The following is an 11,862-nucleotide window of genomic DNA, read 5'->3' as shown; positions in this document are numbered from 1 at the left end:
CAGCATGGAGGGGAGGAGGCGACGCCATGACCCCCAGCACTGCCGACCACCCCCAGATGCCTGTCGAGGACTTCGAGGCGCTGGCCCGGACCGCGCCCGAAACCGTGTCGCTGGAATTCATCAACGGGAAACTAGAGGTCAAACCGGTGCCGGACGGGGATCACGGAGCCATTGTGATGTGGCTCCTCAAGAAGTGCCTCCAGCAGCGTCCTGACCTGACTCTCTATCCCGAGCAGGGACTGAAGGTGGGCGGCTACCGCAAGGGCCGTGCCCGGCCGGATGGCGCGCTGGTGCCCGAGGACCACTTCGTGGGACAGGGCGAATGGGCCGACCCTGACGGTGTCCTGATGGCTGTCGAGGTGACCTCTCACGATCCGGACACCGACCGGCGGGATCGCCGGGAGAAGCGGGACGGCTATGCGGCCGTCGGCATCCCGGTCTACCTGCTCGTCGACCGGGACGCCTGCACTCTCATCTGCTACAGCGAGCCGGAGAACGGGACGTACCGGAGCCGCACGTCTCACCCTTACGGGGCTGTCGTCCGGTTGCCGGCCCCGGTGGGGGTCACGCTGGAGACGGAGAAGCTGCAGGACTACGTCCACTGAGCCGCGGGAGGCAACGGTTCGGACGGTCCCGCAGCCGTCGCCCTCACCGGCCCCGAACCGGTTCCCGGCGCCGTCCCCCGACCGCCGGGCCTCTCCCGGCGGGGCTCGCGCCCGCCGCGGGCCGGTCCGGCTGTCCCGGCCGGTCCGGCTGTCCCGACTGCCCCGGTGCCCGCTTCACGTAGTCGATGGCCATGCCGGCCTCCTCGCTTCTCGTCCCTCGCCCCTCGTACCGCAGCGGGCTCCTCCGGCCGCCCCGTGCACCGGGGCGGCCGGAGGGCCGGGCCGGTTCCGTTCCGCCAGGTCACGGTCATGCCCCACCGTGCGCCGGCCGTGCGTCGGCCCTGCCGAGCTGCTGTCCGGCACAGTACGGAGTGCGCGGCGGCCGGGAGCGGCAAAGCGGAAAAGCGGGGGATGCGAAAAAAGAGAAAGCACAAAAGAGACTGATACGGCACGATATGCCGGAGTGGGGTCCTTCGTCCGGGGTGTGCCGCGGGGGATCGTGAACAGACTCACGTTTCCGTGTCATTTCGGCCCTGGTGGGCAGGGGCCTCCGCGGACGGGACCGGGTTCCGTCCGGTCGATACACTGAGCCGACCAGCGGATCCCATCCTTCCGGGCAGCGTCGCACGGAGCGCCGGGGTCCCGGGAAATGATTCGAGGAGCGAGCACACGTGGGCCTTGTCGTGCAGAAGTACGGCGGCTCCTCCGTTGCCGATGCCGAAGGCATCAAGCGCGTTGCCAAGCGGATCGTCGAAGCCAAGAAGAACGGCAACCAGGTTGTCGTCGTGGTCTCGGCGATGGGTGACACGACGGACGAGCTGATCGATCTTGCCTCAGAGGTGTCTCCGGTCGCCTCCGGCCGCGAGTTCGACATGCTGCTGACCGCAGGAGAGCGGATCTCCATGGCCCTGCTGGCGATGGCGATCAAATCCCTCGGTCACGAGGCGCAGTCGTTCACCGGCAGCCAGGCGGGTCTGATCACCGACTCCGCGCACAACAAGGCGCGGATCATCGACGTCACCCCCGGCCGGATCAAGGATTCGGTCGACGAGGGCAACATCGCGATCGTCGCCGGATTCCAGGGCGTCTCGCAGGACAGCAAGGACATCACCACCCTGGGCCGAGGCGGTTCGGACACCACCGCGGTCGCGCTGGCCGCCGCGCTCAACGCCGAGGTCTGCGAGATCTACACCGACGTCGACGGTGTCTTCACCGCCGACCCGCGCGTGGTGAAGAAGGCGCGGAAGATCGACCGGATCTCCTTCGAGGACATGCTGGAGCTGGCCTCGTCCGGCTCCAAGGTGCTGCTGCACCGCTGCGTCGAGTACGCGCGCCGCTACAACATCCCGATCCACGTGCGGTCGTCCTTCTCCGGCCTGAGGGGTACGTGGGTCACGAACGAGCAGCCGGACGGGCAAGGGGAAGAGTCGATGGAGCAGGCGATCATCTCGGGTGTGGCGCACGACACGTCCGAGGCCAAGGTGACGGTCGTCGGGGTGCCGGACAAGCCGGGCGAGGCCGCCGCGCTCTTCCGCGCGGTCGCGGCCGCCGAGATCAACCTGGACATGGTGGTCCAGAACGTCTCCGCCGCCTCCACCGGGCTCACCGACATCTCCTTCACGCTGCCCAAGTCCGAGGGCAAGAAGGCCATCGCCGCGCTGGAGAAGGTGCAGGGCACGGTCGGCTTCGACTCGCTGCGCTACGACGACCAGATCGCGAAGATCTCCCTCGTCGGCGCGGGCATGAAGACCAACCCGGGCGTGACGGCGACCTTCTTCGAGGCGCTGTCCGACGCCGAGGTCAACATCGAGCTGATCTCCACCTCGGAGATCCGCATCTCGGTCGTCACCCGCGAGGAGGCCGTGCAGGACGCGGTCCGTGCCGTCCACTCCGCCTTCGGGCTGGACAGCGACACCGACGAGGCCGTGGTCTACGGCGGCACCGGCCGCTGACCGGCGCGTTCCGCCGGTCGGTCGGACCCACTGGCCACGGTGGTGTGCACTGACGGACAATGGCGCTCCCCGCCCCTGCAACCGGCAGGCAGGCGGGGAGCGTCTTTGTGTCCCTGGAGCCTGACGCGCACGGGGAGCGCGGTAGAGGGCCTGGGAGACACGGGGCGTTCACGGAGACTGAGAGATGTGTGTATGACGGCATGTGGTGTGTTTTCGCGCACAGTGCCTGCCGCGTACAACCCTGACGGGGGGAAACGTGTCAAACAGGCGTGGCAGAGGTACTCGGAATCGCAATGGCCCCTGGTCGCCCCAGCGCTGGTGCTGGAGGGCTCCCAGTGGCGGGAGGCATGTCTGTGATCGCGCCGTGGCCCGCCGCGCGCCCTTCGCGTCCGCTCACACCGCATGGGGACGCTGACGAGGCGATGGCACATGGCACCACAGTCGATCACCTGACCGAGACCTACCGCGCCCACTACAAGTCCCTGCTCGGGCTCGCGGCGCTGCTGCTCGACGACACCGCCTCGTGCGAGGACGTCGTCCAGGAGGCGTTCATCCGCGTCCACTCGGCGCGCAAGCGCGTGCGCGACCCCGAGAAGACCCTCGCCTACCTCAGGCAGACGGTCGTGAACCTCTCCCGCTCCGCGCTGCGCCGCCGCATCCTCGGGCTCAAGCTGCTCTCCAAGCCGATGCCCGACATGGCGAGCGCCGAGGAGGGGGCGTACGAGCAGCTCGAACGGGATCAGTTGATCAAGGCGATGCGCGGCCTGCAGCGGCGCCAGCGCGAAGTGCTGGTGCTGCGGTATTTCGCCGATATGACGGAGGCTCAGGTGGCGGAGGTGCTCGGTCTCTCCCTGGGTTCGGTGAAGGCCTATGGGTCGCGCGGGATCGCCGCGCTGCGTACCGCCATGGAGGCGGCGTCATGAGTGACGGACTGGGTCTCCCCGACGGCGAGGAGCCGCGCGGGTCGCACGAGGTGCCGGGGGGCTCCCCCGAGGCGCCGGGCGCGCCTGAAACGCCGGGCTCCCCCGAGGCGCGGGACGAGGTCGGCGGGCCGCGCGAGCGGGCGATGCCGCCCGGCGCCGCCGAACCGGGCACCCCTCCGGACGGCCCGGCAGGGCCCGCGGACCAGCGCCCCGCGGCGGCTGCGGGCGCCGGGGAAGCGGGCTCGGCGGGTGAAGCCGGCGCGCGGGGGTCCCGAGCCCCCGAGGAGATGTCGCTGGACCTGTTCGACGAGTCCGCACTCAGTTCCGAGGAGGAGACCCTCCGGGACCTCATGCGGCACAGCGTCCGGGGCATCGAACCGCCCGCCGAGAGCTTCGACCGCACCCTCGACCACCTCCAGCGGGCGGTGCCCGCGCGGCGTGCGCATCGCCGCCAGGCGATGGTCGGCGGCGTCGCGGCGGCCCTCGTGGCCCTCGTCGGCGTGCCCGCGCTCGTCTACGGCGGCGTACCCGGCGTCGGCGGGGACCACCACCCGGTGACCGCGGGGAGCGTCCACGGCCAGACCCGCGGCCCCGACGCCGGTGCCGGCGGGAACGGCGGCAAGGGCGAGGAGGACCGGGACGGCGGCAAGGACAAGGACAAGGACAAGAAGCACAAGGGCGACGGGAGAACCCACCCGGCGCCCACCGGCGGCCCCGGCGACAGTGCCGACCCGAACGAGAGCCTCAGCGCCAGCGCCCCCACCTGCGGCAGCACCCAGCTCGGCGGGGGCTCCGCGGAGTCCGGGGTGCCCGACAGCAAGGGCACCGTCTACGGCAGCTTCCGGGTCGCCAACGTCTCCGGCGACCCCTGCACGGTCCAGGGCGAAGGGCTGGTCGGCGCCTCCGTGCAGGGCCGGGCCGGCGGCGGGCAGGTCCTGGTCGTCGACCACACCGCGGGTGACCCGGCGCCCGGCCTCGGCGATCCGGCCGCCGCACGGGACGAGGTCGTACTGCGCCCCGGCCAGGCGTACGTGGTGAAGTTCGCCTGGGTGCCCAGCGGCGGGTGCAGTTCACCCACCCCGCAGGGCGGCCGCAACGACGGCGAGACCGCCGGCTCCGGTACCGGGAGCGGCGACGGCTCGGCGGACGGCGGCGGGGAGAGCTCCGGCGGCAGCACCGGGACGCCCGGCGAGGGCGACGGCGGGGGCGGTGACCCGGGCGGCGGCGATGCCGCGGTCGTGGTCTCGCACACCCCGGAGGGCGGCGCCCCCGCGGCGGGCACGAAGGTGTCCGGAGCGTGCAGCAGCGGAACGGTCTACCGCACGGGCGTGATCCCGCAGAGCTGACCCGGCCGCGCGGTCCCCGTGGGCCGGGCCCGCGAGGCGGTGGCCGCGAGGGGCGCGCGCCCGCAGCGGTGCGAGCGGGCCCTCCTGGCGGCGCCGGTGAGGTGTGGCCGTACTGTGGGAGTGTGTACCGGTTCCTGCTGACGCCGCGATGGTGGGCGATCAACCTCTTCGCCCTGGTGGCGATTCCGGTCTGCGTCCTGATGGGCAGTTGGCAGCTCAGCCGCTTCGACGACCGCGTCGACCGGCATCAGGAGCAGCGCGAGCAGTCGAGCGCGGAGGCGCGTGCCGAGGCGCGGCCGCTGCGGGAGCTGCTTCCGGTGACCCAGGACACGGTGGGCCGCACGGCCACGGTGACGGGCCGGTTCGACGCGGCGCACCCGCTGCTCGTCCCCGGCCGGACGGTCGAGGAGAAGCGGGGTTTCTACGTGCTGTCCCTGCTGCGTCCCGAGGGCGGCGGCAAGGCGCTGCCCGTGGTGCGCGGATGGCTGCCCGGCACGGCAGATCCGGACCGGGTGCCCGCGGCGCCCGCGGGGAAGGTCACGGTCACAGGAGTGCTCCAGGCGCCGGAGTCGCAGCACGACGCCGGTGCTCCGGGCGCGCTGCCGGAGGGGCAGCTGGGTTTCGTGAGTGCCGCGCCGCTCGTCAACGTCGTCCCGTACGGGGTGCGGGACGCCTGGATCACCGAGCAGCACACCCAGCGGCCGCTGAGGCCGGTGCCGCCGGTCGCGCCCGACAACACCGGCCTCGACATGAAGGCGTTCCAGAACCTGGGCTACACGGCGCAGTGGTTCGTCTTCGCCGGGTTCGTGGTGTTCATGTGGTTCCGCTTCTTCCGCCGGGAGGCGGAGACGGCCGCGGACGCCGCGCTGGGGCTCACGCCGGACGGTCCGGAAGCGGATGCCGACCTTCCGCGTCCGTCCGCGGAAGATGCCGCAACGCGAAGTCGATCTCCAGCCGGATCTGCTTGATCCGCTCCTCCACGACGAGGGAGCCGTGCCCCGCGTCGTAGCGGTACACCTCGTGCGGGTGGCCGCGCTCCTCCAGCCTGGTGACGTAGTTCTCGACCTGCCGGATCGGGCAGCGGGGGTCGTTGACCCCGGCCGATACGTAGACGGGCGCGCGCACCTTCTCGACGTACGTCAGCGGCGAGGACGCCTCGAACCGCTCGGGCACCTCCTCCGGCGTGCCGCCGAGCAGGGTGCGGTCCAGGGACTTCAGCGCCTCCATCTCGTCGTGGTAGGCGGTGACATAGTCCGCGACGGGCACCGCGGCCAGTCCCACCGCCCACACCTCCGGCTGGACGCCGAGCCCGAGAAGGGTGAGGTAGCCGCCCCAGGAGCCGCCCGCCAGCACCAGCCGGTCCGGATCGGCGAGACCGGAGCCGACGGCCCAGGCGCGGACGGCGTCGATGTCCTCCAGCTCGATCAGGCCGACCCGGTGCTTGAGGGCGTCCGTCCAGGCGCGGCCGTATCCGGTGGAGCCGCGGTAGTTGACCCGCACGACGGCGAAGCCGTGGTCGACCCAGGCGGCGGGCTGTCCGGCGAAGGCGTCGCTGTCGTGGTGGGTGGGGCCGCCGTGCACCTCGAAGACGGTGGGGAAGGGGCCCTTCCCGGCCGGCTTCTGCACCAGCGCGTGCACGGTTCCGCCGGGCCCCTCGACCCAGGCGTCCTCGACGGGCACCGAGCCCGGAGCCGTCATGCCGGGCGGGTCGAGCACGGTGGCGCCGCCCGCGGAGCGCACCTGGGGCGGCTCGGCGGCGGACGACCACAGATACTCCACGCTGCCGTCCGGCCGCGCCGTCACGCCCATGACGGACCCGGCGGGTGTCTCGATCCGGGTGCGCGTGCCGCTCGCCAGGTCGTAGCGGAAGAGCTCGTCGCGGGCCCGGTGGCTGTGGGCGATCAGCAGGGCCGAGGCGTCCGGATACCACTCGGCGGCGACATCGCCGGGCAGGTCCAGCTCCAGTTCCGTGGTCGTGCCCGCGACCGGGTCCCAGAGCATCGGCTCCCACCGGCCGTGCCGCTGGTGGCCGACCAGGAGCCGGGGGTCGCCGTCGACCGGGGCGAAGCCCAGCACGGTCAGGCCCAGTTCCTCGGTGCCGCCCTCGCTGTCGTCCAGCTCCGCGACGGTCGAGCCGTCGGGGCGTACGACGCGGAGCGCCGCGTGCATGGCGTCTCCGTGCTCGGTGTGCTCGATCACCAGCAGGCTGCTGTCGTGCGAGAGGTCGCCCACCCCCGCCGACTCGCTGTGCCGGTAGATCTCGACGGGCGCGGGCGAGCCGGGGCGCAGCACATGGACGGTGGAGCCGTCCTCGTCCGTGGAGCGGCCGAGCACCACGGTGCTGTCCCGGCCGAGCGCCAGGCCGGCCGGGTAGGAGGGGTCCAGCCCCTCGACGGCGCGGGCGTCGGGACCGCCGCCGAAGGGCTGCCGCATCCAGACACCGAACTCGTCGCCGTCGGTGTCCGAGAACCACCAGATCCACTCGCCGTCGGGCGAAAGGGTGCCGTCCGTGGTCCCGTTGGGCCGGTCGGTCACCTGCCGCTGCTCGCCGGTCGTCCGGTCCCAGGCGTACAGCTCGAACGTGCCCGTCGCGTTCGAGACGAACAGCGACCGGGCGGGTGCGTCCTCGGCCCACTCGGGCAGTGAGACGCGCGGCGCCCTGAACCGCTTCTCCCAGTCGGGCATGGCGTGGTCGGGCAGTGCGTTCTGATCCATGCGCCCCATTGTGGCCCGGGGGCCGCATCCGGCGGAGCGGGGACCGGATGACGGGGGTCGGCGGGCCGGGAAGGCTGCGGGACCGGCGGCGGGGACCGGCGGCGGGGACCGGCGGCGGGGACCGGCGGTGCGGGGACCGGCGGTGGGGGCGCGGGATCCCGAACAGTACAGTTCGAGCCGTCCCTGTTCGAGCACTGTGCGATCTCCGAGGCGAGATGCGTCTCCAAGGTGAAGGTGGCTGCGATCTCCGACGTGTCTGCGATGTCCCCGTCCGCCGCGGTACCGCCCGAGGTGACGGTCGTCGGTGTCGGAGCCGACGGCTGGCCGGGGCTGGCCGAGCCCGCCCGGGAGGCGCTGCGCGCCGCCGAGGTGGTCCTCGGTGGCGCCCGGCAGCTCGCTCTGCTGCCCGCCGGGGAGTGCGCGGCGGAGCGGGTGGCCTGGCCGTCCCCGCTGCGGCCCGCCGTGCCGGGGCTGTTCGCGGCGCACGCGGGGCGCCGGATCGCGGTGCTGGCCAGCGGTGACCCGTACTTCTACGGCATCGGCCGCACCCTGGCCGAGCTGCTGCCGGAGCTGCCCCTCCGGGTGCTGCCGCACCCCTCGTCCGTGAGCCACGCGTGCGCGCGGCTCGGCTGGGCGCTGGAGGAGTGCGAAGTCGTCAGCGTGGTCGGACGGCCGCTCGCCCGGATCGCCGCCGCGCTGCACGACGGGCGGCGGCTGCTGGTGCTCAGCGCCGGGGCCGACACCCCGGCCCGGGTCGCCGGACTGCTGCGCGAGCACGGCTTCGGACCGAGCCGGATACGGGTGCTGGAGCAGCTCGGCGGCCCGCGCGAGCGCTCCTGCGAAGGGACGGCACAGGAGTGGCGGCACCCGCCGGGCGACCCGCTGAACATCGTCGCCGTGGCCTGTGCGGCCGACCCGGACGCCGGCCCGGTGCGGCCGGGCGCGGTACCCGGGCTGCCGGACGCCGCGTACGAGCACGACGGGCAGCTCACCAAGCGCCATGTGCGGGCCGCGACACTGGCCGCGCTGGCGCCCGCGCCCGGCGAGCTGCTGTGGGACGTGGGAGGCGGCGCCGGGTCGATCGCGGTGGAGTGGCTGCGGGCCCATCCGGCCTGCCGGGCGGTGACCGTGGAGCGCAGCGGTGAGCGTGCCGCGCGGATCACGCGCAACGCCGACCGGCTGGGGGTGCCGGGGCTGCGGGTGGTCACCGGCACGGCGCCGGAGGCGCTGTCCGGACTGCCCGCACCGGACGCGGTGTTCGTCGGCGGCGGGCTGACGGCGCCCGGCCTGCTGGCCGCCTGCTGGGCGGCGCTGCCGGTGGGCGGGCGGCTGGTCGCCAACACCGTCACGCTGGAGTCGGAGGCGCTGCTGGTGCGCTGGTACCGCAGGTACGGGGGTGAACTGGTGCGGCTGTCGGTGGCGCACGGGGTGCCGGTGGGCGGGTTCACCGGCTGGCGGCAGGCGATGCCGGTGACCCAGTGGGCGGTGTGCAAGGGCGCCGCCGACGGGACGGGCGAGCCGCCCGAAGACGCACGGGGACCCGAAGACGCATGGGGAGACGAGAGATGACGGTGTACTTCATCGGCGCCGGACCCGGCGCCGCCGACCTGATCACGGTGCGCGGCGCCCGGACGCTGGCCGCCTGCCGGGTCTGCCTGTACGCGGGCAGCCTGGTGCCCCGGGAACTGCTCGCCGAGTGCCCGCCCGACGCCCGGCTGGTCGACACCGCGCAGCTCGACCTGGACGCCATCACCGGGGAACTGGTCCGCGCACACCGGGAGGGGCACGACGTGGCGCGGCTGCACTCCGGCGACCCGTCCGTCTTCAGCGCCGTGGCCGAGCAGATGCGGCGGCTGACGGCCGCGGGCGTGCCCTACGAGGTCGTGCCCGGCGTCCCCGCGTTCGCGGCGGCCGCCGCCGCGCTGAAGCGGGAGCTGACGGTGCCGACCGTCGGCCAGACCGTCGTGCTGACCCGGGTCGCCCGGCAGGCCACCCCCATGCCGGACGGCGAGGACCTGGCCACGCTGGGCCGCAGCGGCGCCCTGCTCGTGCTGCACCTCGCGGTGCGGTACGTGGACGAGGTGGTGGCCGAACTCCTCCCGCACTACGGGGGCGACTGCCCGGCAGCCGTCGTCGCGTTCGCCAGCCGTCCCGACGAGGTCGTGCTGCGGGGCACCCTGGAGGAGATCGCGGGGCAGGTGAAGGCGGCCGGGCTCAGCCGGACGGCCGTCATCCTGGTCGGCCGCACCCTCGCCGCCGAGCACTTCCGCGACAGCCACCTCTACTCCGCGGAACGCGACCGCCACACCTGCTGAGGCGACCGGCACACCTGCCGGAGGGGGCGCCGGGGCGGCTAGCGCACGGCGCTGCGCCCGACGACCGTCCCCGCGCGGTCGATGCAGATGACGTCCACCCGCACGGGCGCCCCGCGCAGGACGGCGAGCGCCTCGTCGCGCGCCGCCTCGGCGACGAGATCGCCGAGCGGGACGTGCGCCGCGGCGCACAGTTGGAGCGCGGCGAGACCGGTGTTGGCCGCCCGGATCCGGTCCGCCAGCTCCTCGTCGGCGCCGCCGGTCCCGGCCAGTCCGGCGAGGAAGCCCTTGTCGACCTGGGAGCGCTTGGAGTGCAGGTCCAGGTGCCCGGCCGCCAGCTTGGACAGCTTGGCGAAGCCGCCGCAGACGGTGAGCCGGTCCACGGGGTGGCGGCGCACGTACTTGAGGACGGCGCCCGCGAAATCCCCCATGTCCAGCAGCGCGTCCTCGGGGAGCCGGTACTCGGCGACGACGGTCCGCTCCGAGGTCGACCCCGTGCAGCCGGCCACATGCGTCCGCCCCGCGGCACGGGCCACGTCCACCCCGCGCCGGATCGAGTCGATCCACGCGGAGCACGAGTAGGGGACGACGACGCCGGTCGTCCCCAGGATCGACAGCCCGCCGACGATCCCCAGCCGCGGGTTCCAGGTGGAGCGTGCGATCTCCGCGCCGTCGTCGACGGACAGGGTGATCTCCACGTCGGCACCGGCACCGGCACCGGCGTGCTCGTCCGCCACCCGGGCGACGTGCTCGCGCATCATCTGCCGCGGCACCGGATTGACGGCCGGTTCGCCCACGTCGAGCGGCAGGCCGGGACGGGTGACGGTGCCCACGCCGGGCCCGGCCCGGAACACGACGCCCGCACCCGGCGCCAGCGGGCGCACGGTGGCCCGCACCAAGGCGCCGTGGGTGACGTCGGGGTCGTCGCCCGCGTCCTTCACCACCGCGGCCGTCGCCTCGGTGCCCGGCCGCAGGTCCTCGTACGCGAGGGCGAAGGCGGGGGTCTGGCCCTTGGGCAGGGTGATCGTCACCGGATCGGGGAAGTCGCCGGTCAGCAGCGCGGTGTACGCGGCGGTCGTGGCCGCCGTCGCACAGGCACCGGTCGTCCAGCCCGGCCGCAGCCCGGTGTGCTTGAGTTGGGCATCGCGCCCGCCCTTGGCCTCGTCCGCCGCGGCCTCGCCCGCCTCAGACATGAGAGGAACCGGATCCCGTGCACACACTGATTCTCGGCGGGACGACGGAGGGCCGCCGCCTGGCGGAACTGCTGGCGGGCGCCCCCGGCCTCCGGGTCACCAGTTCGCTGGCCGGACGTGTCGCGGGCCCCCGGCTGCCGGTGGGGGAGGTGCGGGTCGGTGGCTTCGGAGGTGTGCCGGGGCTGACGGAATGGCTGCGTACACACCATGTGGACGTTCTCATCGATGCCACCCATCCCTTCGCCGAGAAGATCAGTTTCCATGCCGCCGAAGCCGCCGCCGACGCCCATGTTCCCCTGCTCGCCCTCCGCCGCCCCGGCTGGGTGCCCGGTGCGGGGGACGACTGGCACCTGGCGGAGTCGCTGCCGGAGGCGGCGCGGCTGCTGCCGCGGCTGGGACAGCGGATCTTCCTGACGACCGGACGCCTGGGACTGGCCGCGTTCGCCGGTCCCGCGAGCGCCGGGCTGTGGTTCCTCTCCCGCTCGGTCGACCCGCCGGAGCCGGGCACGCCCGTTCCCGCCCTGATGGAGCTGCTGCTCAGCCGGGGCCCGTTCGCGCTGGACGACGAGCGTGAGCTGCTGCGCAGCCACCGTATCGAGGTGCTGGTGACGAAGGACAGCGGCGGTGCGGCCACCGCGCCCAAGCTCGCGGCGGCGCGAGAGGCCGGACTGCCCGTCGTGGTCGTCCGCCGCCCGCCGGTCCCGCCGGGAGTGCGGGAGGTGTCGAGCCCCGAGGAGGCGGCCGGGGCACTCCGCGGACTGTGACCGGCACCCCCTCCCCGGCCGCCCGCGCCGTCCTTCGGGCCGTCCTTCGGGC

Annotated in this window: 10 protein-coding genes; 8 read left to right on the top strand and 2 right to left on the bottom strand. The window is 73.7% G+C overall.

The annotated features are described in order from the left end of the window. Window positions 1-26 precede the first annotated feature (26 nt). The 5 genes from A949_RS0104215 (at window position 27) to A949_RS0104195 (ending at window position 5,794) form a co-directional block, all read left to right on the top strand. Window positions 27-605, top strand: coding sequence for a Uma2 family endonuclease (locus A949_RS0104215; protein ID WP_019354761.1), 579 nt, complete (start codon window positions 27-29; stop codon window positions 603-605). A gap of 671 nt (window positions 606-1,276) precedes the next feature. Continuing rightward, complete coding sequence (locus A949_RS0104210; RefSeq protein ID WP_019354760.1) at window positions 1,277-2,557, top strand: aspartate kinase; 1,281 nt, start codon at window positions 1,277-1,279, stop codon at window positions 2,555-2,557. A 293-nt stretch (window positions 2,558-2,850) separates the two neighbouring features. After that, window positions 2,851-3,480: a SigE family RNA polymerase sigma factor gene (locus A949_RS0104205; protein ID WP_237735742.1), complete on the top strand. Its 630-nt coding sequence runs from the start codon at window positions 2,851-2,853 to the stop codon at window positions 3,478-3,480. Beyond that, complete coding sequence (locus A949_RS32435) at window positions 3,477-4,826, top strand: hypothetical protein (protein ID WP_019354758.1); 1,350 nt, start codon at window positions 3,477-3,479, stop codon at window positions 4,824-4,826. Before A949_RS0104205 ends, A949_RS32435 begins: the two co-directional genes overlap by 4 nt. Before the next feature lie 122 nt (window positions 4,827-4,948). Next, window positions 4,949-5,794, top strand: coding sequence for an SURF1 family protein (locus A949_RS0104195; RefSeq protein ID WP_019354757.1), 846 nt, complete (start codon window positions 4,949-4,951; stop codon window positions 5,792-5,794). Here the strand turns inward: A949_RS0104195 and A949_RS32430 are convergent. Beyond that, window positions 5,700-7,541 (bottom strand): S9 family peptidase, encoded by a 1,842-nt coding sequence (locus tag A949_RS32430; protein ID WP_019354756.1) that lies wholly within the window; start codon window positions 7,539-7,541, stop codon window positions 5,700-5,702. The genes A949_RS0104195 and A949_RS32430 overlap by 95 nt on opposite strands. 261 nt (window positions 7,542-7,802) lie before the next feature. On the opposite strand from A949_RS32430, the gene cbiE reads away from it, so the two are divergent. Both cbiE and cobM read left to right on the top strand, forming a co-directional pair. After that, complete coding sequence (gene cbiE / locus A949_RS0104185; protein WP_019354755.1) at window positions 7,803-9,110, top strand: precorrin-6y C5,15-methyltransferase (decarboxylating) subunit CbiE; 1,308 nt, start codon at window positions 7,803-7,805, stop codon at window positions 9,108-9,110. Further along, window positions 9,107-9,856, top strand: coding sequence for a precorrin-4 C(11)-methyltransferase (cobM, locus tag A949_RS0104180; protein ID WP_019354754.1), 750 nt, complete (start codon window positions 9,107-9,109; stop codon window positions 9,854-9,856). The genes cbiE and cobM overlap by 4 nt, the downstream gene beginning before the upstream one ends. 38 nt (window positions 9,857-9,894) lie before the next feature. Here cobM and A949_RS0104175 read toward each other — a convergent pair whose 3' ends face one another. Continuing rightward, the gene (locus tag A949_RS0104175) at window positions 9,895-11,046 is read right to left on the bottom strand and encodes a cobalt-precorrin-5B (C(1))-methyltransferase (protein WP_019354753.1); all 1,152 of its coding nucleotides are present in this window, start codon (window positions 11,044-11,046) and stop codon (window positions 9,895-9,897) included. Window positions 11,047-11,063: 17 nt separating this feature from the next. On the opposite strand from A949_RS0104175, the gene A949_RS0104170 reads away from it, so the two are divergent. Next, window positions 11,064-11,810, top strand: a complete 747-nt coding sequence (locus tag A949_RS0104170) for a cobalt-precorrin-6A reductase (RefSeq protein WP_019354752.1) — start codon at window positions 11,064-11,066, stop codon at window positions 11,808-11,810. Window positions 11,811-11,862 lie beyond the last annotated feature (52 nt).

Source organism: Streptomyces sp. AA1529 (assembly GCF_000280905.1).
Classification (GTDB): domain Bacteria; phylum Actinomycetota; class Actinomycetes; order Streptomycetales; family Streptomycetaceae; genus Streptomyces.
Note: the sequence above shows the minus strand (reverse complement) of the source record. Positions and strands in the feature narration are given on the sequence as shown.

Bases quoted from the DNA above. Each gene is read 5' to 3' on its own strand.
- A949_RS0104215 (WP_019354761.1), top strand. From the start codon at position 27: ATGACCCCCAGCACTGCCGACCACCCCCAGATGCCTGTCGAGGACTTC.
- A949_RS0104205 (WP_237735742.1), top strand. From the start codon at position 2,851: ATGGCCCCTGGTCGCCCCAGCGCTGGTGCTGGAGGGCTCCCAGTGGCG.
- A949_RS32435 (WP_019354758.1), top strand. From the start codon at position 3,477: ATGAGTGACGGACTGGGTCTCCCCGACGGCGAGGAGCCGCGCGGGTCG.
- A949_RS32430 (WP_019354756.1), bottom strand. From the start codon at position 7,541: ATGGATCAGAACGCACTGCCCGACCACGCCATGCCCGACTGGGAGAAG.
- cbiE (WP_019354755.1), top strand. From the start codon at position 7,803: ATGTCCCCGTCCGCCGCGGTACCGCCCGAGGTGACGGTCGTCGGTGTC.
- cobM (WP_019354754.1), top strand. From the start codon at position 9,107: ATGACGGTGTACTTCATCGGCGCCGGACCCGGCGCCGCCGACCTGATC.
- A949_RS0104175 (WP_019354753.1), bottom strand. From the start codon at position 11,046: ATGTCTGAGGCGGGCGAGGCCGCGGCGGACGAGGCCAAGGGCGGGCGC.